This is a genomic window from Streptomyces fulvoviolaceus (assembly GCF_000718165.1).
GTDB classification, from domain to species: Bacteria; Actinomycetota; Actinomycetes; order Streptomycetales; family Streptomycetaceae; genus Streptomyces; species Streptomyces fulvoviolaceus.
Window position 1 is genome coordinate 127540 of the sequence record NZ_JOEY01000006.1, and the last position, 18815, is coordinate 146354.

17 protein-coding genes are annotated in these 18815 nt (G+C 70.7%); 8 read left to right on the plus strand and 9 right to left on the minus strand.

Going from position 1 to position 18815, the window contains the following annotated elements:
* Nucleotides 1-9: 9 nt before the first annotated feature.
* From IG08_RS0108185 to IG08_RS0108195, 3 genes are all read right to left on the minus strand, one after another.
* Nucleotides 10-2148 carry a putative bifunctional diguanylate cyclase/phosphodiesterase gene (locus IG08_RS0108185; protein ID WP_030598178.1) on the minus strand — a complete coding sequence of 713 codons (2139 nt, stop codon included), beginning with the start codon at nt 2146-2148 and terminating at the stop codon, nt 10-12.
* Nucleotides 2145-2975, minus strand: a complete 831-nt coding sequence (locus IG08_RS0108190) for an SAM-dependent methyltransferase (protein WP_030598181.1) — start codon at nt 2973-2975, stop codon at nt 2145-2147. Before IG08_RS0108190 ends, IG08_RS0108185 begins: the two co-directional genes overlap by 4 nt.
* Nucleotides 2976-3290: 315 nt before the next feature.
* Nucleotides 3291-4256 (minus strand): SCO0930 family lipoprotein, encoded by a 966-nt coding sequence (locus tag IG08_RS0108195; RefSeq protein WP_030598184.1) that lies wholly within the window; start codon nt 4254-4256, stop codon nt 3291-3293.
* A 929-nt stretch (nt 4257-5185) separates the two neighbouring features.
* Here IG08_RS0108195 and IG08_RS0108210 point away from each other — a divergent pair.
* Nucleotides 5186-5920, plus strand: a complete 735-nt coding sequence (locus IG08_RS0108210) for a bestrophin-like domain (RefSeq protein ID WP_078655494.1) — start codon at nt 5186-5188, stop codon at nt 5918-5920.
* A gap of 221 nt (nt 5921-6141) precedes the next feature.
* Nucleotides 6142-6669, plus strand: coding sequence for a hypothetical protein (locus IG08_RS0108215; protein ID WP_030598193.1), 528 nt, complete (start codon nt 6142-6144; stop codon nt 6667-6669).
* A gap of 101 nt (nt 6670-6770) precedes the next feature.
* Here the strand turns inward: IG08_RS0108215 and IG08_RS0108220 are convergent, their stop codons facing one another.
* Nucleotides 6771-7256, minus strand: coding sequence for a hypothetical protein (locus tag IG08_RS0108220; RefSeq protein ID WP_030598196.1), 486 nt, complete (start codon nt 7254-7256; stop codon nt 6771-6773).
* A gap of 332 nt (nt 7257-7588) precedes the next feature.
* On the opposite strand from IG08_RS0108220, the gene IG08_RS0108225 reads away from it, so the two are divergent.
* Nucleotides 7589-8260 carry a class F sortase gene (locus tag IG08_RS0108225; protein ID WP_030598198.1) on the plus strand — a complete coding sequence of 224 codons (672 nt, stop codon included), beginning with the start codon at nt 7589-7591 and terminating at the stop codon, nt 8258-8260.
* Nucleotides 8261-8290: 30 nt separating this feature from the next.
* On the opposite strand, the gene IG08_RS0108230 is transcribed toward IG08_RS0108225, so the two are convergent.
* Both IG08_RS0108230 and lysX read right to left on the minus strand, forming a co-directional pair.
* On the minus strand, nt 8291-9151 hold the full coding sequence (locus IG08_RS0108230; protein ID WP_030598200.1) for a polysaccharide deacetylase family protein: 861 nt from the start codon (nt 9149-9151) through the stop codon (nt 8291-8293).
* Nucleotides 9152-9240: 89 nt separating this feature from the next.
* Complete coding sequence (lysX, locus tag IG08_RS0108235; RefSeq protein WP_030598202.1) at nt 9241-12519, minus strand: bifunctional lysylphosphatidylglycerol synthetase/lysine--tRNA ligase LysX; 3279 nt, start codon at nt 12517-12519, stop codon at nt 9241-9243.
* A gap of 89 nt (nt 12520-12608) precedes the next feature.
* On the opposite strand from lysX, the gene IG08_RS0108240 reads away from it, so the two are divergent.
* Nucleotides 12609-13070, plus strand: coding sequence for a universal stress protein (locus tag IG08_RS0108240; protein WP_030598203.1), 462 nt, complete (start codon nt 12609-12611; stop codon nt 13068-13070).
* A 17-nt stretch (nt 13071-13087) separates the two neighbouring features.
* Here IG08_RS0108240 and IG08_RS0108245 read toward each other — a convergent pair whose 3' ends face one another.
* The gene (locus tag IG08_RS0108245; protein WP_078655486.1) at nt 13088-13915 is read right to left on the minus strand and encodes an alpha/beta fold hydrolase; all 828 of its coding nucleotides are present in this window, start codon (nt 13913-13915) and stop codon (nt 13088-13090) included.
* Nucleotides 13916-13972: 57 nt separating this feature from the next.
* On the opposite strand from IG08_RS0108245, the gene IG08_RS0108250 reads away from it, so the two are divergent.
* The gene (locus IG08_RS0108250) at nt 13973-14446 is read left to right on the plus strand and encodes a MarR family winged helix-turn-helix transcriptional regulator (protein WP_030598208.1); all 474 of its coding nucleotides are present in this window, start codon (nt 13973-13975) and stop codon (nt 14444-14446) included.
* A gap of 110 nt (nt 14447-14556) precedes the next feature.
* Here IG08_RS0108250 and IG08_RS0108255 read toward each other — a convergent pair whose 3' ends face one another.
* Nucleotides 14557-15705 carry a CapA family protein gene (locus IG08_RS0108255; protein ID WP_030598211.1) on the minus strand — a complete coding sequence of 383 codons (1149 nt, stop codon included), beginning with the start codon at nt 15703-15705 and terminating at the stop codon, nt 14557-14559.
* A 210-nt stretch (nt 15706-15915) separates the two neighbouring features.
* On the opposite strand from IG08_RS0108255, the gene IG08_RS0108260 reads away from it, so the two are divergent.
* From IG08_RS0108260 to IG08_RS0108270, 3 genes are all read left to right on the plus strand, one after another.
* A complete protein-coding gene (locus IG08_RS0108260) occupies nt 15916-16461 on the plus strand; it encodes a sigma-70 family RNA polymerase sigma factor (protein WP_030598213.1) in 546 nt (181 codons plus the stop codon).
* A 137-nt stretch (nt 16462-16598) separates the two neighbouring features.
* Nucleotides 16599-17114, plus strand: a complete 516-nt coding sequence (locus IG08_RS0108265) for a hypothetical protein (RefSeq protein WP_030598215.1) — start codon at nt 16599-16601, stop codon at nt 17112-17114.
* A gap of 152 nt (nt 17115-17266) precedes the next feature.
* Nucleotides 17267-17917: a zf-HC2 domain-containing protein gene (locus IG08_RS0108270; protein ID WP_030598218.1), complete on the plus strand. Its 651-nt coding sequence runs from the start codon at nt 17267-17269 to the stop codon at nt 17915-17917.
* Nucleotides 17918-17933: 16 nt separating this feature from the next.
* Here the strand turns inward: IG08_RS0108270 and IG08_RS0108275 are convergent, their stop codons facing one another.
* Nucleotides 17934-18797, minus strand: a complete 864-nt coding sequence (locus IG08_RS0108275; RefSeq protein ID WP_030598220.1) for an Fpg/Nei family DNA glycosylase — start codon at nt 18795-18797, stop codon at nt 17934-17936.
* Nucleotides 18798-18815 lie beyond the last annotated feature (18 nt).

An 18815-nucleotide genomic window follows, 5' to 3' on the forward strand; every position in this document is an offset into this window, starting at 1 on the left:
GCCCCTGCCTCAGCCCGTCGCGTCCACCAGCGCCAGCTCGTGCAGCCGCTCCGGCGGGCCCGGGCGGGCGTAGTACCAGCCCTGCGCGGTGTCGCAGCCCAGTATCCGCAACTGCTCGGCCTGGGCCCCGGTTTCGACGCCCTCGACCGTCACCGCGAGGTTCAGGCTGTGGGCAAGCGAAACGATCCCTTCGACGATCTTGAGGTCGACGGGGTCCGCCGGGAACTGCTGCATGCTCTGGGTGAAGGAGCGGTCCAGCTTGAGGATGCTCACCGGCAGCCGTCGGAGGTTGGCGAGGTTGGAGTAGCCGGTGCCGAAGTCGTCCAGGGCGATGTCGACGCCCATCTCGGCGAGGCGCCGCAGGGGCTTGAGCAGGTCGTCGTCGGCGCCGATCAGCGCCGACTCCGTGACCTCCAGGCAGAGCGCGTCGGGTTCGACGCCGGTGCGCTCCAGGATGTCGACCGTGTCCTGGACCAGGCCGGGGTGGGTGAGCTGGCAGGGCGAGAGGTTGACGTTGATGCGCAGGGGGCTGCCGTCGCCGTAGAGCTCGCGCCAGTCGCGGGCCTGGCGCACCGACTGCTCCAGGACCCAGCGGCCGAGCGGCACGATCAGCCCGGTGTGCTCGGCCAGCGGGATGAACTGGTCGGGGCCGAGGACGCCGTGCTGCGGGTGCAGCCAGCGCACCAGGGCCTCGGCGCCGCGGACGGTGCCGTCGCCGAGGTGGACCAGCGGCTGATACTCGATGAAGAACTCGCCGCGCTCCAGGGCGGCCGGCAGGGCCGTGGTCAGTCCGTGCCGGGTGATCGCGCGGGCGTCGGCCTCCGGGTCGGCCAGCTCGAAGCGGTTGCCGCCCGCCGACTTGGCCCGGTACATGGTGATGTCGGCGCTGCGCAGCACCTCCGCGGGGCCGCGCTCCCCCGCCGGTCCCTCGACGATGCCGATGCTGCCGCGCACGGTCAGCTCCCGGCCGTCGATCCTGACCGGGGCGAGCAGCACGTTCATGATGCGCGCCGCGAGTTCGTCGACCTCGGCCTCGGTGTCGGGGCCGGTGGTGAGCGCCACGAACTCGTCGCCGCCGAGCCGGGCGACCATCTCTCCGGGTGCGGTCGCGCAGGACTGGAGCCGGTCGGCGACCTCGACGAGCAGCCGGTCGCCGGCCGCGTGGCCGAGGCTGTCGTTGATGGTCTTGAAGCCGTCCAGGTCGAGATAGCACAGGCCGAACCGCTGGCCCTCGCCGGCGCTCAGCGCCTTCTCCAGGCGTTCGAAGAACAGCGTGCGGTTGGGCAGTCCGGTGAGCGCGTCGTGCGTGGCCTCGTAGCGCAGCCGGAGGTTGAGCAGCCGCCGCTCGGTGGTGTCCTCCATGAGGGCGAGCTGGTACTCGGGGTTGCCGTCGGCGTCACGCAGGAGGGAGACGGTCAGATTGGTCCACAGGACCGTTCCGTCGGGGCGGTAGAACGCCTTCTCCACGTGGTAGTGCTCGCGCTCGCCGCGTACGAGCTCCTCGTAGAGCCGCCAGGTCTGGGGAGCGTCGTCGGGGTGGGTCCACTCCTGGAACCTGCGGCCGCGCACGCCCTGTTCGGAGCCGCCGAACATGCGCAGCAGGGCGCCGTTGCTCTGCAGGACGTTGCCCTCCAGGTCGGCGATGCCGATCCCTATGGCGGCGCCCTCGAAGACGGCGCGGAAGCGGGCCTCGCTCGCGTGCAGGGCCTGGGCCACCACGCCCTGCGCCCGCAACGCGGCCTGTGCGATGGCCTCCTGCTCGGCCAGCGTCCGCTCGCGCAGCGCCTGCGCGTAGCCGGCCGCCATGGCGTGCTGCAGGCGTGACGCCCGCGTCCGCAGGTCGTCCTGGGGGGCGCTCTCCTCGCCGCAGTAGAGCACCAGGTAGGCGTCGACGCAGTCCAGCGACCGGGTCAGCGCGTCCGGGTCCGTGCAGTGCGCGGCGACCAGGGCGGCGCCGACGGCCTTCGCCTCGTCCGCGTCGAAGGTCCTGGCCCGCAGTGCCTCGCTCAACCGCCGGGCCAGCGGGAGCAGTTGCTCCTCGAACTCCGGCCGGGTCGAGGACGTCGAGGTCACCGGGAACACTGCCCGGCTCCAGATCGTCGCGAACCGGCGCAGTCTGTCCTCCGGCCCGTCCGGCTCCGCGCTCATGCCGTACGCCCCACGCCGGCGAACCCGGAGAAGGTCCACGGGTCCTCGTCGTCGGGGCCGTCGTTTGCCTCGGGCCCCGTCTCCGGCCGCCAGCGCGGCATCGGCACCAGTCCGGGTTCCACCATGTCGTACCCCTCGAAGAACCGCGCGATCTCCTCGCGCGGGCGCATGATCAGCGGGTTGCGAATGTCCTTGTATACGTCCACCGCTCCCCCGGCCCGCTCCGGCGACAGCGGGATTCCCTCGTACGAGGCATGCGTGAGCACCAGCAGGCTGCCGGGCGCGAGCGCGTCGCGCAGTTCGGCCACCGCACCGTAGGGGTCGTCCGCGTCTTCCACGAAGTGCAGTATGGCAACGAGGAGCAGGGCCACCGGACGGTTCAGGTCGATCAGTTGGCCGACTTCAGGGCTCGACAGGATCTCCCGGGGCTTGCGGAGGTCGGCCGCGACGACACCGACATCGTCGTTGCCCGCGAGGACCGCCTGGCTGTGCGCGACGGCGACCGGGTCGTGGTCGACGTACACCACGCGTGCGCCGGGGCTGGCCTGTTGGGCGACCTCGTGGACGTTGCCGAAGGTCGGAATGCCGGAGCCGACGTCCAGGAACTGGGTGATGCCCTCGTCGGCGGCGAAACGCACCGCACGCCGCATGAACGCCCGGTTCGCCTGCATGATCTTCGGAAGTCCCGGCATGAACTCCATGGCCCTGCGGGCCGCTTCCCGGTCGACCTCGAAGTTGTGCGAACCACCCAGGTAGTAGTCGTAGATGCGCGAAACGCTCGGCACCGAGATGTCGATGCTTCGGGGGGCCCAGGCGGGACGCTCCATCTATCTCTCCACGGCGTAGGCGATCCGGTGTTCGAGCTGAGGCTACTGATCGCCCGCCAAAGGAGCGAGCGGAAACGGAAATTGACCGTCCGTTCCCGGTCACTGCCCGCGGCACGTGCCGAATTGATGCCCAGTAAATCGCCTACGAAAAGTACCCGAGGTGTTCCGGAGTGTTTCGGTGCGCGATGTCGACTTGGGGAGAGTTGCGCGGAATCACGGCAAAGGTGAACTCTCGCAAAGGTGATTCACCACAAACCGGTCCGCCCCCTCCGTGCGGCGCGGAGGGGGCGGAGCGGTGGATCGGGCACGCCATGGTCACTCAGCGGGCGCGCCGACCGGCTTTCCGTCGGGAGCGACGGCGTACCAGGTGCCGCCGACGCCCTGACCGTTGGTGTCACCGGGAGCCTTGTCACCGGCGAAGGTGTAGATCGGCGAGCAGTTGACCGTCTGCTGCTTGACGCCGTCGGACCGGGTGAAGCTCATCAGGCCCTTCTTCTGGACGTCCTCGGTGTCGTTCGTCGCGACGGGCGCGACGGCCGGCCACTTCTCCAGGCAGGCGCCGGTGCAGTTGGACACCGGCTCGGGCCAGGCCTCGTCCTTCATGAAGCGGTAGACCGTCATGCCGTTCTTGTCGACGACGATCTCGCCCAGGGTGGCGTCCTTGCGCGTGGACAGCCCGGGCAGATTGGTCAGCTTGGCCTTCTTGCCGTCGGCGGCGAGCGCGTACCACTTGCCGCCCACGCCCTGACCGGCGATGTCGCCCGCCTTGGTGTCCTTCGCATAGCGGTAGGCCGGCCAGCCGCCGATGGTCAGCTGCTTGGTGCCGTCGGCGCGGGTCACCTCGCCGAGCAGCGACTTGTCGATGCCGGCGCCGGCCGTGGCATCGTCCGCGGGGACCGCCGGCCAGGCGGTGGCACAGTCGCCGTCGCAGTTCGACTTCGGCGGTTCGGCGGTGTCGTTGTCGAAGCGGTACAAGGTGAGACCGGCGCTGTCGGTCACCACCTCTCCGAGCTCGGCGTTCGCGGAGACGGCCAGCTTGCCCGCGGAGGCGGACTGGGCCCCGAGGTTCTCCTGGCCCCCCGCCTGGGCGCTGCTGCTCGGGCTGGCGCCGTTACCGATGATGCCGGTGCCGGCGGTTCCATAGCCGCCCGCCGCTGCCGTGGCACCGACGTTCTGGCTGCCTGCCGACGAGGTGCCGCCTTCCTGGCCGCACGCGGTCGTCAGCGCCAGCACCGCCGCAGCGCTCGCCACGAGTGAGGCGCTCCGCCAGGAGGTCTTCATCGTCAACTCCCCATAATTCAAAGGGTGTTGCAGCGCCCTGCTGCGCCGCCGCACGACACTGGGTACGCACCGGAGCAGGGGTCGTGTTCAACCATCCCGAAAATTTCTTTCCGAAGCCTGTGACATCACCGGCCCCATATCGCACACGCGTACACATCACCGGACATACGACCGCACGCCGAATCAAACCTGCGAGCGCTCCTTGTCCCTCCTTCGGAGCAATCCCTTCGCGCCCGCGCGTGCGACGGAGCGCCAGGCCTCATGATCTCCGACGTGCATCGACCCGACTCGACCCAATCCGCCTCCGCCATACGGGTGTTGGCCCTGTTGACATTGACGTGGTTCCTCGTCGGCCCACCGGCCGGAGTCGCCGCGGCGGACGCCTGCGCCTCCGCCTCGATCGGCCCGGACGGCACCGAGGTGGTGGCGGTCGCCGGGAGCCTGACCTGGCCGACTCCCCCGTCGTGCCCGAAGCCGACGCCGTCGCCCGCACCCACGCCGCCCAAGCCCACCTGCACGCCGACACCCACGCCGACCCCGTCACCGCCCCCGACGAAGGCGAAGCCGAAGCCCACGCCGAAGCCCGAGCCACCGCTTCCGCCGACGCCACCCACTCCGACCCCGCAGCCGGCGGCACCGCCTTCACGACCGACACCAACCCCGACCCCCACTCCCGTACCCACTCCGACCTCGGCCCCGAAGCCGACGCCGTCGCCCAAGCCCACCCCGTCACCGTCCGCGAGCCCGGTGAGCTACCCGGCCTACTACCACGCGACGGTGCGCAAGAGGCCCTCGCACGGCACCACGTCGCCGGTCGTCTACGTCCTGCTCATCACCGCGCCCGCCGTGGTCGCCGTCGCCGCACTGCGACCGCGCTAGCGCTGCCCTGGAGGCACCCCTTGCCGGAATGGCTTGTTCTCACCCTCGCGATGCTGGCCGCCTGTCTCGTGGTGGTCGTCATCACCCTCGTACGCCACCGCACGGCGGCCGTGGACGAGGACCCCAGCGACACCCCGGACGTCATCGAGTACATGACGATGTGGATCGGCGTGGTGTACGCCATCGTCCTGGGTCTCGCCATCGCGGGCGTCTGGGAGGCGCGCAGCGCCGCCCAGGACCACGTACAGGCGGAGGCCCAGGCGCTGCACGAGATCTCGGAGCGGGTCCAGGTCTACCCGGCCGACGTCCGTGACCGTATTCGGGACGATGTCAACGCCTATGTCGGACACGTCGTGGACACCGAGTGGAAGGCGATGGCCGACCACGGCCGGGTGACCGAGCGCGGCACCGAACTTCTCGACCGGGTCCGCAAGGACGTCACCGACTACGAGCCGACGACGGACTTCCAGGCGCAGGCCTACCAGCCGCTCGTCGACCAGGTGGCCGCCGCGGACCAGGCACGCAACGCCCGGGCGGACTCGGTCGCGCCCACCATGCCCGGCGTGGTGTGGTTCGGGCTGCTGGGCGGAGGCGTCGTCACCATCGGCATGATCTTCGCGCTGCAGATCCGGCGTACGGCACGGGAGCTGATCCTCGCCGGACTGTTCTCCGCGCTCATCGCCTTCCTGCTGTTCCTGATCTGGGACTTCGACGCCCCCTACAGCCGCGGCATCACGGCATCGGCGGAGCCGTTCCTCGCCCTGTTCCCGGACATCGAGGGCTGACGGCGCCTCACCTCGTCGACCTCCGGGGGATGTCTGCCACGCCGTGGCCGTCCCCCGGGTGGAGGAACGGGATCCCCTGAGCGGCCCACACGCTTGCCCCATTCGCGCGACTGCGATCGCGCGGACGCACACGTGTTCCTAGCGTTTCGATCATCGAGGTGCATTTCTGGCACAAGCGGAAAAGGTCCGCGGGCTGCTCCTCGGGGACCGGAGGATCCACCATGCGCGCGATACGCGTCGCTTCGGCCGCGCTGCTGGGCGTGAGTGCCCTGACCTTCTCCGCGCCGGCCGCCGTCGCGAAGGGCGACAACAACATCACGCCCTTCGGCTTCAGCGTCCAGCCCTCGACCATCGCCGCGGGCGGACAGGTCTCCCTGTTCCTGGAGCGGGACAACGGTGGCTGCAAGGGCTCGGCGACGGTCACGGCGGCGGTCTTCGACACGATCACCATCCCGCCCGGCAAGAGTCAGGCGACGGCCGTCGTCGACTGGGACGCGAAACCCGGCGCGGTCTACCAGGTGACGTTCGCCTGTGACGGCGTGAGCGGGTCCACGGGCCTGACCATCGCCACCGGCCGCACCACCAACCCCGCCCCGGTGAACCCGAACCGGGGCGTCCACGCGGGTGAGGGCGGCAGCTTCGCGGGGTTCGACCTCAAGGAGATCGGCCTGGGCGCCGCGTTGATCGTGGGCTCGATCGGTGCGGCGTATCACCTCTCCCGCCGCCGCACCGGCGAGGACGGCGCCTGACGCCGCCGGTGCCCCGGACAGGCCTTCGCCCCGGATCCCTGAAGGGACCGGGGCGAAGGCCTGTCTCACGTGCGGTCAGCCGTCTCCGAAGGGGGTGGAGATCAGATGCGCCGCTCGGACCGCCGGCGCATCCAGAACACGCCACCGCCGATGACGGCCAGGCCCACGAGCCCGCCGCCGATGGCCATGTCGGTCGGGGTCGCCCCGGTGGAGCTGCTGCCGCCGATACCACCGCGGACACCGCCGATGACGGTGAAGGCGGCCGGGTTCGTCAGGGTCTTGCCGGAGCAGTTGACCGTGATGCTGTGCGAGCCGGTGCTCGCGTTGCTGTTGACCGTCGCGGTGCCCTTCGAGGTCTCGTTGGCGCCGTTGATCGGCGTCAGCGAGGTCGACGGGAACGCGTCCGACGTCATGGTGCCGCCGCTGGGGCAGCCGTCGACCGTGACGGTCAGCTGACCGCCCCGGGCGATGACGCTGGGCAGGGCGACGATGTTGCTGGGGCTGTCCCACGCGACGGCCGCAGGGGCGGCGAGCCCGACTGCGGCGACCGCGGCACCGGCGACTGCCAGGGCACGAGAGTTACGCATGTGATCCTCCGCGGGAGACGCCCCGGGAACGGTCCCCGGTGGATCGGCGAGAAAACGCCTCCCAGAAAGACCCTCAGATGCCGTGCGCCGACCCGCATTTCGACAATGGTCCGTCCTGGTGAGAGGACACGCCGAGCGAAAAGCGCACAATCGGATATCACCGCAGGTCACGGACCGTCAGAAAATTCCTGTTGACGGCAACTCGGATGGCGCACCAAAGGGATTCGGGGCCACCCGTTCGCGTCTGCCCCGTCGCCGGTTTCACGCGCGGGACTTAGCGTTCTCGTATGCGCGAATGACGTGGCGACGGCCGCGTCGAGAGGGGAAAACGAATGTCTGCGTCCGAGCTGGCCGGGCTGGCCGAAGAGGAGGAGCGGCGGAGGAAGCGCGCTCCTTGGGGCGTGATAGCGCTTGTTCTGCTGACCGGCCTCGCGCTCATTCGGAATGGCTCGGGGGAGTTCGACGTCGGTCCCCCGCAGCCCGCGTCGGCCGCCGCGGCCGACAGCCGGGTGGCCGGCGGCACCTTCGGCAACTCCGCCAGGCCACTGCCGTACTCGGTGCCCGACCGGGTCGCCATTCCCGCGATCCAGGTCGACGCGCCGCTCATGCCGGTCGGCCTGGACGCGGACGGCTGGGTCGGCGCACCACCGCCGGAGGACCCGAACCTGGCCGGCTGGTTCACGGGTGCCGTCTCCCCCGGTGAGAAGGGCACCGCCGTCGTCGTCGGCCATGTCGACAACCAGCGGGGCCCCGCCGTGTTCTACGGACTCGGGGCCCTGAAGAAGGGAAATCGCGTCGAGGTCGGGCGCAAGGACGGAAAGACCGCTGTCTTCGAGATCTACGGCATCGAGGTCTTCGAGAAGAACAACTTCCCCGGCGACCGCGTCTACGGTTCCAAGGGCACCCCCGAATTGCGGGTCATCACCTGCGGGGGCGGTTTTTCCAAGCAGAACGGCTACGCCGGGAACGTCGTCGCCTTCGCCCGCCTGGTCGAGGTCCGCTGAGCGTTCCCCGACCCGGCGGGCGGCATCCGGTCAGGCGTATTGCCGTCGCGGGACGGTGATGTGGTAGCCGGAATCGAGGAGCTGCGGCAGATAGCCGCGCAGCGCCCGGACACTCTGGGAGCGGTCGCCCCCGGCGTCGTGCGAGAGCACCACGACGCCGGGGGCGGCGCCGTTCTCCACCCGGCCGACGATGGTGCGGGCGGCGGGGGCGGTCCAGTCGAGGGTGTCGACCGTCCAGGCGAGCGGCTCCATGCCGAGTTCGGCGCCGAGCTGGAAGGCCGCGCGGTTCCAGGCCCCGTAGGGCGCGCGGAACCAGCGGGGGCGTTCGCCGTAGGACTCCTCGATGACGTCGCAGGTGCGTTCCATCTCGGAGCGGATCCGGGCGCGGGTCAGCCGGGTGAGCAGGGGATGGGACCATGTGTGGTTGCCGACGACGTGCCCCTCGTCGGCCATCCGGGCCAGCAGGTCCCGGTTGTCGACGGCCATCTCGCCGCACACGAAGAACATCGCGCGTACGTCGTACTCGGCAAGGGTGTCCAGGATGTGCGGGGTGTAGCGGGGGTCCGGGCCGTCGTCGAAGGTCAGCACCATGGTCCGGCCGCGGCCGGACATGCGCAGGAACGGCTCGTGCCGCACGAGGGTCCGGGCGGGCGCGGCCCGTGGCGGGCCGTATCCGGTCAGGGGCTGGAGGCGGTAGGCGGAGGGCTTGAGCGCGCGGTGCGCCTGGGGGCCGGCGGCGGGGGCTGCGGCCTTGACCGGCTCGCCGCCCGAGCCCACCGCGAGCACACCGGCCGTGCCGGCCGCTCCGGCGACGGCGGCACCCGCGAGGAGGACCCGGCGCCGCGTGAGCATCGCCGACGACAGCCGTGTGAACAACTGATCCTTCGTCATGACTCATCAGTCGCCCGGGCGACGACCGACGCACCACAACAACACCGGAGCGGCGGCAGGAATCCACCCGCCCGGCCTATGACGGACCGTCAGCGGCGGCGCACCAGGGGGAACGGCAAGGTCTCACGGATCGTCAGGCCGGTGAGGAACATGACCAGCCGGTCGACGCCGATACCGAGACCTCCGGTGGGCGGCATGGCGTACTCGAGGGCATCGAGGAAGTCCTCGTCGAGTTCCATCGCCTCCGGGTCTCCCCCGGCGGCCAGCAGGGACTGGGCGGTGAGGCGGCGGCGCTGTTCGACGGGGTCGGTGAGCTCGGAGTAGGCGGTGCCGAGTTCGGTGCCGAAGGCGACGAGGTCCCAGCGTTCGGCCAGCCTTGGGTCGGCGCGGTGCTGCCGGGTCAGCGGGGAGACGTCGGTCGGGAAGTCCTTGTAGAAGGTGGGCAGCTCGGTCCTCTCCTCGACGAGGCGCTCGTACATTTCGAGTACGACGTCGCCGCGGCCGTCGTCGGCGGTGTACGGCACGCCCGCGCGGTCGCACAGCCGGTGCAGCTCCGACGGGGCCGTGTCGGCGTCGACCTCCTCCCCCAGCGCCTCGGAGATCGCGCCGTAGACCGTCTTGACCGGCCACGGCCCCGAGATGTCGTACTCCTTGCCCTCCTTGCGGGCGACGGGCGAGCCGAAGGCGGCACTCGCGGCGCCCTGGATGAGTTCGCGGGTGAGGTCGAGCATGACGTCGTAGTCGGCGAAGGCCTGGTAGGCCTCGAGCATCGTGAACTCGGGGTTGTGCTTGTAGGAGACGCCCTCGTTGCGGAAGGTGCGGCCCATCTCGAAGACCTTCTCCAGGCCGCCGACGCACAGCCGCTTCAGGTACAGCTCGGGGGCGATGCGCAGGTAGAGGTCGAGGTCGTAGGCGTTGATGTGGGTGGTGAAGGGCCGGGCGTTGGCGCCGCCGTGGATCTGCTGGAGCATCGGGGTCTCGACCTCCAGGTAGCCGCGCTCCAGGAGGCCCTGGCGCAGGGCCTGTACGGCGGTGGAGCGGGCGCGGACCACCTCGCGCGCGTCGGGGCTCGCGACCAGGTCGAGATAGCGCATGCGGACCTTGGCCTCGGGGTCGGTCAGGCCCCGGCGCTTGTCGGGGAGCGGGCGCAGGCACTTGCCGAGGAGCTGCCAGGAGGTGACGAAGACGGTGGGTTCACCCTTGTCGCTCACGCCCGCCAGGCCGGTGGCCGTGATGTGGTCGCCGATGTCGGTGTCGGTGGTGAAGCGGTCCAGTGCGGGACCGGTTCGCTCGCGGGTGAGGGCGAGTTGACGGTCTCCGGACCAGTCGCGCAGTTTCACGAAGACGATGCCGCCGAAGTCGCGCACGAGCATGACCCGGCCCGCGACGGTGACCTGTTCGCCCTCGCTGACCTCGGCGAGGGTGTGGGTGCGCGGCGGGATGCCGACCGGGTAGGGGTCGGTGCCCTCCGCGCGCAGCCGTTCCAGCTTGCGATGCCGGATGCGGACCTGTTCGGGCAGGTCCGCATCCGGCGCGCCGGTCCCGGCCTCGTCCCCTCCGTCGAGGCCGAGCGCCGACAGCGACGGCAGGCCCTCGGTGGTGGCCGGCCGCGGTCCGCCCCTCGGGTGCCCCTTTCCCCAGAGTTTGCGCAACGACGGTACGGAGACGAAGCCTTCGGCGATTCCGGAGGCGAGGCCGATGCGGGCGAGGGCGCCGGTCTCGCCGTAGCAGAGGAAGCGCGGGTACCACTCGGGGCGGTACTTGGCGTTGGAGCGGTACAGGGCCTCCAGCTGCCACCACCGGGAGAAGAAGAGAAGCAGCCGCCGCCAGAGTCGGAGCACCGGTCCGGCGCCGATGCGGGCGCCCTCCTCGAAGGCCGAGCGGAAGACGGCGAAGTTCAGCGAGATCCTGCGGATGCCCGACTTCGGTGCGGCCACGCACAGTTCGGCGACCATGAACTCCATGACGCCGTTGGGGGCACTGCGGTCACGGCGCATCAGGTCGAGGGAGACTCCGTCCCTGCCCCAGGGCACGAAGGAGAGCAGGGCGAGGAGCCGGCCGTCCTCGCCCAGTGCCTCTACGAGGAGGCAGTCGCCGTCGGCCGGGTCGCCGAGGCGGTCGAGGGCCATGGAGAAGCCGCGTTCGGTCTCGGTGTCGCGCCAGGCATCGGCCTTGTCGACGACCTCCTCCATCTCCTCGTCGGTGAGGGTGGCGTGGCGGCGGATGCGGCAGTGGGCGCCGGTGCGGCGGACGCGGTGCACGGCCTGCCGGGCCACGCGCATGTCGCGGCCGTCGAGGTCGAAGTCGGGCACCTGCAGGATGGCCTCGTCGCCGAGTTGGAGGGCGCCGAGTCCGGCGCGGGCGAAGGCCTTGGCGCCGTCCTCGGAGGCGCCCATAGCGGCGGGCGCCCAACCGTGCCGGCGGGCCGCCTCCAGCCAGGCGGCGATGGCGTGCGGCCAGGCCTCCCGGTCGCCCACCGGGTCGCCGCTGGCGAGGCAGACGCCGGCCTCGACGCGGTAGGTGACGGCGCCCTTGCCGCTGGGCGAGAAGACGACGGCCTTGTCGCGGCGGGTCGCGAAGTAGCCGAGGGAGTCCTGGTCGCCGTACGCCTTGAGGAGGGCGCGGATGCGGGCCTCCTCGTCGTCGTGCAGGGCCGCTTCCATGCGCTGCGAACGAAACAGGGTGGTGGCCGCGTTCAGCAGGGCGAGGGCGCCGAAGAGGCCGAGCAGAAAGAACAGGGCGCGGGGCGGGCGGCCGTCGAAGGAGCCGCCGGAGACCAGGCCGCCGCACACCCGGTCGGCGGCCCATGCCAGGCGCTGGCCGCGCGGCAGTGTGCCGGGGAACAGTTCGACGAGCCCCCAGCCGGCCAGGATCCCCGCGACGAGGCCGGCGAACAGGACGAGTACGGCCCGCCGTACGGCCGCGCGGCGCGAGGCGGCGTAGAACTCCCGTCGGGCCACGATCAGCAGGACGAGGGCGAGGGCGCACACGATGAGGGACGGAAGGGAGTCGGCGTACAGGCCGAGGGCCACGCCGAGGGCGTCCGTCAGGACCAGCAGGCCCAGATAGACGACCACCAGCCACCAGGCGACCTTCTTGCGGGCGGCCGTCGCGGCGGCGAGCAGGAACAGGAAGACGGCGTAGGCGAGGTTGGCGCTGACGGGTACGAGGACCTGGTCGAGGAGGTCGACGACCGGGCGCAGCAGGCGGCGCAGCGGCGGGATGAGCGCCAGCAGCACGCAGAGCAGTCCGAGGGCGCCGAAGAAGGTCGCGAAGCCCTCCGGCACCCTGCTCAGTGGCCCGTTCCCGGGCGGCCGTATCGGGCCCGCGGTGTCCTTGTCCCGGGCTGCCTCCACGGTGGCACTCATGTTCCGACTGTAGGAACACCCCGGCCGCCCCGCCCGTCGAGAAGTCCCGCATGGCTTCGGGACCTGCGGTTTCCGATAGCCTCGCAGCCGTGACGGAACAGCACTCGCACCAGTTCGAGCGGGGCACGGACGGGCCCAAGGTCATCGTGGTCGGCGTGGACGGCTCCGACTCCTCCCTTCGCGCAGCGGCATATGCCGGTGGCCTGGCCCGCCGCCAGCGCGCGCTGCTCGCGGTCGTGTACGTGCAGCCGGTGCTCGCGGCGGGCGCGGCGCTAGGGGCCCCGGTCGCGGAGACGACCGACGAGATCGCCGAGGACCTCGTCGCCCAGATCCGGGACGCGACCGAGCGGACCAGGGGGATATTCGATGTGCGCTGGGAGTTCCACACCTTCCGCGGCGATCCCTACAACGGGCTGGTGAAGGCGGCGGACCAGCTGAAGGCCGACGCGGTGGTCGTGGGCGCCTCGGAGCAGGCCGGCCACCGGATCGTCGGTTCCGTCGCGATCCGCTTGGTGAAGGCGGGGCGGTGGCCGGTGACGGTGGTGCCGTAGGCGGCTTCGACGAGGCGTCAGAGGCCGCGGAGGAAGTCCAGCAGGATCTCGTTGAAGGCTCCGGGCTTCTCCAGGTTCGGGAAGTGGCCGGTGTCCTCGATCGTCACGGAGCGACCGTTCGGGACGGTCCGGACGAGGCGTTCGGCCATTCCGATGCCGTCGGCCGCGTCGAGCGAGCCGTGGATGGCGAGGACGGGCACGTCGAGCTTCGGCACCCTGCTCCAGGGATCGGCAAGGGGCACGTACCAGTCGGTCTCGCCGACCGTGTGCTTGGAGACGGTGTGTGTCGCCATGTCCCGCATCCGCCGCACCGCCTCGGGGTCGACCTCGGCCACGGTGCGGTGCGGTCCGGCCACGTTCTTGGCGAAGGCCTCGATCCAGCCGGCGACGTCACCGGCGGCCAGCATGCGGGCCGACTCGCCCGCCCGCTCCAGCGTCCACGGGTCGGTGTGCTCGAAGGCGCTGGTTCCGCCCCCGCAGACGGCCACCGCCCGGACCAGCCCGGGGTGTTCCAGTGCGGTGTCGGTCGCGACCGCCGCGCCCATGCACAGACCGACGAGGACCGCGGGCCCGGCGTCGAGGTGGCGCAGCAGGCCGCCGAGGTCGTCGGCCCAGCGGAACGGCCTGCTCGCATTGGCGGAGAAGCCGTGGCCGCGCACGTCGGGCGCGATGACGCGGTAGCCGGCGGCGGCCAGGGCCGGTATCTGGTCGTCGAAGATCCGGTGGTCGACGTATCCGGGGTGCACCAGGACCACGAGGTCCCCGGCGCCGGTGTCGCGGTAGGCGAGGTCGCCGTCAGTGGAGGCGAAGAAACGCAGATCCGAAGCTGTCGTCGCTGTCATCATGACAACCAAGGTGTCATCTTCGAACGAATTTGACAACCACGGTGTCATGATGGCCGGGTGAACGACATCGACGAACCGCTGCCGCCCGACGATCTCGGCCACCGGGTCAGCGAGGTGTTCGACCTGATCGGCGCGCTCTACCGGCGCGGCCTGCGCAAGCTGGAGCAGGGCGAAGAGGTCGAGGGGGTGTCCGTCGGCGTGCGTTCCGTCCTGGTACTGCTGCACAGGTACGGGCCCATGACGGTGCCTCAGATGGGCCGGGTCATGACGCTGACCCGGCAGTTCGTGCAGCGCATGGTCAACGACGCGGTGGACCGGGGCTGGGCGGAGACCACGCCCAACCCCGCACACCAGCGGTCCTCGCTGATCCGGATCACGGACGAGGGCGAGGCCGTCATCACCGCGATCCTCGCGCGCGAGCACGCCCTGAACCGGCAGGTCGGCGGCGGTCTGACCGACGCCGAACTCCGGGCGTGCACGCACGTGCTGAAGGAGATGCTGCGGACGTTCGACCACGGGGACGGGGACTGAACCGGGTCGCTTCCCCATGACTTCGGGTACTTCCCCATGGCTTCGGGTTACTTCCCCATGGCTTCGGGTTACTTCCCCATGGCTTCGGGCTACTTATCCATGGCTTCGGGCTACTTGCCCATGGTGAGCCCGTCCTTCGCCGCGCCCCGGCTCAGCACCACCTGCCGGATCCGGTCGCGCACCCCGCGCATGTCCGCGCCCTCGGCGATCGCCCGGTTGAGGTTCACCACCCGGCCGGCGTCGACGTCGAACATCTGCGGCACGAACTCGGCCTTCGTCACCCGCCAGCGCTCCCCCGACCGGGCGGGCGGGGCGAAGGTGAAGCGGCCGAGGGTGGACTCGTTGCCGCGCGGGTCCTGGACGCCCTGGTAGTTGTACATCTCGCCGGCGATCTGGTCACCCATCCCGTAGATCACCCAGGTGCCGTTGACCTTCTCGTACGCCTGCGGGACATGGGCGTGGGTGCCGAGGATCAGGTCGATGTCGGGGCGGGTGCCGGTGCGGGCGGCCGTGAGAGCGCGCGCCAGGGTCAACTGGCGGTCGTCGGGCGCGTCCTGCCATTCCGTGCCCCAGTGCAGCGATACGACGACCACGTCGGCGCCCGCCTTCCGGGCCGCCCGGGCGTCCGCCACGATCTTGTTCTCGTCGATCAGGTTGACCGCCCAGGGCTGCCCCTGCGGCAGCGGAAAGCCGTTGGTGTCGTACGTGTACGCGAGGTGGGCGACCTTCGCAGGGCCCGCGCGCATCACGGTGACGGTGCGCGCCTCGGCCTCGGTGCGGGCGGATCCGGCATGTCGCACGCCCGCGCGGTCAAGGGCGTCGAGGGTGCGGAGAATGCCCTCGGCGCCGTCGTCCAGGCTGTGGTTGGAGGCGGTGGAGCAGCCGTCGTAGCCGGTGGCGGCGAGGCCCCGGGCGACCTCGGGCGGGGACTTGAAGGTCGGGTAGCCGGTGTAGTCGCCGTTCGCGCCGTAGACGGTCTCCATGTGACACAGCGCCAGATCGGCGCGGGCTACGACGGGTTCGATGCCCGCGAGCATCGGGCGGAAGTCGTAGCCCTTGCCGCCCCCGTCGAAGCGGGCCCGGTCGATGATCGAACTGTGCGGCAGGACGTCGCCGGAGGCGACGAGCGTGAAGCCGCGGGGAGCGGCGGCGGACGGGGCCGGATGCCCCGGCGCCTCGTGTTCGTGCGCCTGACAGGCGGCGCCTCCGGCGAGAACGGCCGTGAGGGCCAGGGCGATCTGTCGCCTGCGTGCAATCATCAGCTCACCCCACTCTGGTCATATTTACAGAGAAATAGGTATGAGCTTGGCTCTGTCCGCAAACGGTCTCGGCACCGCGTTAGCCCGTCCGGAGCGCGAACCAGGCGGAAGGAACCGTTCATCGGACCGTTCGTCGACGCGATCGACCGTCCGCCGCAGATCCTTGTGCGTGCCCTGTCCCCGGACGCCGCCCTGGGATGCCATACGGCCATGACGGCCGGAACCATCCTCACGAACGGGACGACCGCCGAGCACGAGCTCGCCGCACTGCAGCGCGAGCACGGCCGGCCTCTCTTCGCATTGTTGCTCCGGCTCTGTGACGGCGACCGGCAGCGAGCCGAGGATCTCGTGCAGGAGACCCTCGTCCGCGCCTGGCAGCATCCCGAGGCCCTGCGCGCCGAGGACTTCGAGTCCGTACGGCCGTGGCTGCTGACCGTGGGACGGCGGCTCGCCATAGACGCGCGCCGGGCCCGGCAGGCTCGGCCCGCGGAGGTCGGCGACGCGATCCTGGAGAACGCGCGCGTGTGCGGCGATCACGCCGAGCGGGCGGCGGCGGCCCTCGACGTACGCGAGGCTGTGAAGACACTCACTCCGGAGCACCGCGAAGTCCTGGTGCTGGTGTATTTCCAGGGGGCGAGTGTGGCGGAAGCCGCGGAAATCCTCGGAATACCTCCCGGTACCGTGAAGTCCCGCGCGTACTACGCGCTGCGCGCCCTACGCCGGGTGCTTCCGGGATACGCGGCCGACCTGCGCTGAAACCAATGAGAAAGTCAAACCTCCGTAAAGCGCCTTGCCGAGTACCCCGGTTGAGTAATCACCTGTCTCCATCCGTGTTCCGGACTGGGGGTCCCGGCAACGGGCGACGCGCACGCACCGGAGGAAGGCAGGAAGGGATGCTCCACAGAGGTCAAGAGAACACGGACGGCACCGGCGGCGGTGAACTCACCGTCCCCATGGCTTGGTTGTACGCCGAGTACATCGCCGACGAACTGATCAGGTCCGGCGATCTGATGCCGCCGACGTCCTTCGAGTTCCGCGCCGGGCGGGACGCGCTGGCGCTGACCGTCTTCCTTTCCGACACCGACGGCGAACTCTCCGGCATCCAGGTGGTCTCCCAGCTGGAGAGCTGGCTGTCCCTGACGGCGTACGACCAGCCGTGGCAGGACTGGGTGTGCGAACGCATGGCCGCGCTCACCGCCGAAGCGGTCGCCTCCGGCGGGCCCGCGCCCGACCTGGAACTGGCGGCGGCAGCCTGGCGCTGGCTGGAGGAGACCGAGTTGCTCGCCCCCGATCTCAACGCCGTGCCGGGCGGCGGACCGGTGATCGGCGAGGAGGAGGGGCCGAAGGTCTGGACGCCCGCCTGGCAGCTCGGGCTGCCCCTCGGTCACCTGGCCATCCACCTATTTTAAGTTCGTTTCGACTCGGACCAATCCTTCGGCCCGACCGCTCCGAATCCCTGGGCCCGCGATTCTGTGGGTGCCTTGAGTGAATCGGCGGTCTGGTGCGTACCGGTGGGAGCAAGGAGTAACCCCACCCGCACCCAACGGCACGAGGTTTCGGCATGAGGTCCCTGGAAAGGCATCGCGACGTCGGCGCGTACGCGCTCGGCGTGCTGGACGAAGCGGAGGCCTTCCGCTTCGAGGACCACCTCATGGAGTGCCCCCGCTGCGCGGCACACGTGACGGAGTTCGGGCCGATCACCCGCCAGATGATGCTGTACCGGCGAGCCACCCCGCGCGTCGTGCACCCCATGGCCCAGCCCGGTCCCCAGCTGCTCAACCGGCTGCTCGGCGAGGTGGCGACACGTCACCGGGCGCGCCGCAGGCGGCTGTTGTACGCCGTGGCCGCCGCGGTCGTCATCGCGGTGGCCGGACCCGCGCTCGCCCTGTTGGGCGGCGGCGAGGACGGGCCCGTCAGCGTCGAGGCGACCGACTCGCGGTCGGGCGTGTGGGCCCAGGTCACCACCGAGGACGAGGCCTGGGGCAGCCAGGTCGAGCTGAAGGTCAAGGACGGCGCCGGCCCGCGTTCCTGTCGCCTGGTCGTGATCGGCCGTGACGGCTCCGAGGAGACGGTGACCGGCTGGAGCGTGCCCCTGCACGACACCGGCGAGAACACCATGATGGGCGGCTCCACCTTCCACTCCGACCAGATCGACCACTACGAGGTCCGGACGGCGGGCGGCGAACACCTGGTGACGCTCAAGTCCCAGTAGACGCACTCCCCCAGGGCTACTTCAGCAGGCGCGACATCCTGCGGTCCGCGAGCGGTTTGCCGCCTGTCTGGCAGGTGGGGCAGTACTGCAGCGAGGAGTCGCTGAAGGAGACCTCGCGAACGGTGTCGCCGCAGACCGGGCAGGGCTCGCCGGTGCGGCCGTGGACCCGCAGACCGCTCTTCTTCTCGGCCTTCAGACGGCCGGCCGCCACACCCCGCGAGCGCTCGACCGCTTCGGTGAGCGTGGTGCGCAGCGCCTCGTACAGCCTCGCCGTCTCCTCCGGTGTGAGGGTCGAGGTGGGCTTGAACGGGGACATCCTCGCCACGTGGAGGATCTCGTCGCTGTAGGCGTTGCCGATGCCGGCGATCAGGCTCTGGTCGCGCAGGGCGCCCTTGATCTGTCGGCGTTCGCCCTTCAGCAGCGCCGCGAGGCGGGCCTCGTCGAAGTCCTCGGCCAGCGGGTCCGGGCCCAGGCGGGCCACGCCCGGGACCTCCTGCGGGTCGTGGACGACGTACACCGCGAGGCGTTTCTGGGTGCCCGCCTCGGTGAGGTCGAAGCCGGCACCGGTCTCCAGGGCCACGCGCAGCGCGAGGGGGCCCTTGCCGGGGCGGGGCGGGCCGTCGGGGAGGCGGTCCTTCCAGTGCAGCCAGCCCGCGCGGGCCAGGTGGGTCAGGACGTGCGGGCCGCCGTCCGTCTCCAGGTCGAGGAACTTGCCGTGACGGTGCACGGCGGTGACCTCGCGGCCCTCGACGGCGGTGACCGGAGGGTCGTACGTCTTCAGGACGCTGATCGCGACGGGCAGCACCCGCACGATCTCGTGGCCGACCAGGTTGTCGGTCAGGAAGTCCTTGAGCGCTTCGACCTCGGGGAGTTCCGGCATACGTCCAGAGTGCCATCG

What these genes read in the sequence shown, in the direction of transcription:
- IG08_RS0108190 (WP_030598181.1), bottom strand. Translation starts at nt 2,975, where the DNA reads ATGGAGCGTCCCGCCTGGGCCCCCCGAAGCATCGACATCTCGGTGCCG.
- IG08_RS0108215 (WP_030598193.1), top strand. Translation starts at nt 6,142, where the DNA reads ATGCGCGCGATACGCGTCGCTTCGGCCGCGCTGCTGGGCGTGAGTGCC.
- IG08_RS0108185 (WP_030598178.1), bottom strand. Translation starts at nt 2,148, where the DNA reads ATGAGCGCGGAGCCGGACGGGCCGGAGGACAGACTGCGCCGGTTCGCG.
- IG08_RS0108220 (WP_030598196.1), bottom strand. Translation starts at nt 7,256, where the DNA reads ATGCGTAACTCTCGTGCCCTGGCAGTCGCCGGTGCCGCGGTCGCCGCA.
- IG08_RS0108210 (WP_078655494.1), top strand. Translation starts at nt 5,186, where the DNA reads ATGCTGGCCGCCTGTCTCGTGGTGGTCGTCATCACCCTCGTACGCCAC.
- lysX (WP_030598202.1), bottom strand. Translation starts at nt 12,519, where the DNA reads ATGAGTGCCACCGTGGAGGCAGCCCGGGACAAGGACACCGCGGGCCCG.
- IG08_RS0108225 (WP_030598198.1), top strand. Translation starts at nt 7,589, where the DNA reads ATGTCTGCGTCCGAGCTGGCCGGGCTGGCCGAAGAGGAGGAGCGGCGG.
- IG08_RS0108195 (WP_030598184.1), bottom strand. Translation starts at nt 4,256, where the DNA reads ATGAAGACCTCCTGGCGGAGCGCCTCACTCGTGGCGAGCGCTGCGGCG.
- IG08_RS0108255 (WP_030598211.1), bottom strand. Translation starts at nt 15,705, where the DNA reads ATGATTGCACGCAGGCGACAGATCGCCCTGGCCCTCACGGCCGTTCTC.
- IG08_RS0108230 (WP_030598200.1), bottom strand. Translation starts at nt 9,151, where the DNA reads ATGACGAAGGATCAGTTGTTCACACGGCTGTCGTCGGCGATGCTCACG.
- IG08_RS0108245 (WP_078655486.1), bottom strand. Translation starts at nt 13,915, where the DNA reads ATGATGACAGCGACGACAGCTTCGGATCTGCGTTTCTTCGCCTCCACT.
- IG08_RS0108275 (WP_030598220.1), bottom strand. Translation starts at nt 18,797, where the DNA reads ATGCCGGAACTCCCCGAGGTCGAAGCGCTCAAGGACTTCCTGACCGAC.
- IG08_RS0108270 (WP_030598218.1), top strand. Translation starts at nt 17,267, where the DNA reads ATGAGGTCCCTGGAAAGGCATCGCGACGTCGGCGCGTACGCGCTCGGC.
- IG08_RS0108265 (WP_030598215.1), top strand. Translation starts at nt 16,599, where the DNA reads ATGCTCCACAGAGGTCAAGAGAACACGGACGGCACCGGCGGCGGTGAA.
- IG08_RS0108260 (WP_030598213.1), top strand. Translation starts at nt 15,916, where the DNA reads ATGACGGCCGGAACCATCCTCACGAACGGGACGACCGCCGAGCACGAG.